The sequence below is a fragment of the Kitasatospora sp. SC0581 genome (assembly GCF_048159585.1).
Taxonomy (GTDB): domain Bacteria; phylum Actinomycetota; class Actinomycetes; order Streptomycetales; family Streptomycetaceae; genus Kitasatospora.
Map to the genome: position 1 here is coordinate 1 of NZ_JBLRWA010000101.1, position 662 is coordinate 662.

Genomic DNA, 662 nt, shown 5'->3' on the forward strand with positions numbered 1-662 from the left:
TCCATAAAAAGGTGAATGAGGACGAAATTAGTTATCTTGCCATTCATATTGCTATCGCGCTTGAGCGAATGAGAAAGAAGAAGCGTGTTCTCGTTGTGTGCGAGACAGGGGTGGGCAGCGCCAAAATTTTGTCCCATCAGCTGGAAAACAGATTTGCAAATGAGATCGAAATTGTGGACACGATCAGCTATTACCATCTCTCTCATTATGATTTGTCACGGGTGGATTTGATTGTCAGTACGATCATGATTCCCGATCACTTAGAAGTGCCTGTTGTGGTGGTCAGCCACTTTTTGGAAGAGAATGATGCCACCCGCATCCAACGGGAAATCGGCCGTCTGAAAGGGAATGTGCAGAAATATATGGAGCCTTCCAAAATGTTTATCCATCAGGAGCTGGACAGCAAGGAGAAAGTCATTCAAATTTTATGCAAAAAGATGGCTGAACAGCATGCCGAGCCGGAAAATTATGAAACGCTTGTTTTGAAAAGAGAAGCGATTGCATCGACTGCTTTTGGCAACCTGGTCGCAGTCCCGCATCCGATTGAACCGGTTACCCACCGCACCTTTTGGACCATTTGTAGCCTTGCCCGGCCGATTCAGTGGGATGAAGATAAAAAAGTGCAGCTGGTTTGTTTGCTCAATGTCGGAAAAGAAGATGGC

At 45.8% G+C, this 662-nt stretch carries 1 protein-coding gene; it reads left to right on the forward strand.

Annotation, left to right across the window (positions count from 1 at the left end):
• Window positions 1-662, forward strand: a 662-nt coding sequence (locus ACLWS4_RS37255; RefSeq protein WP_416876458.1) for a BglG family transcription antiterminator, incomplete at both ends; no start/stop codon positions are given.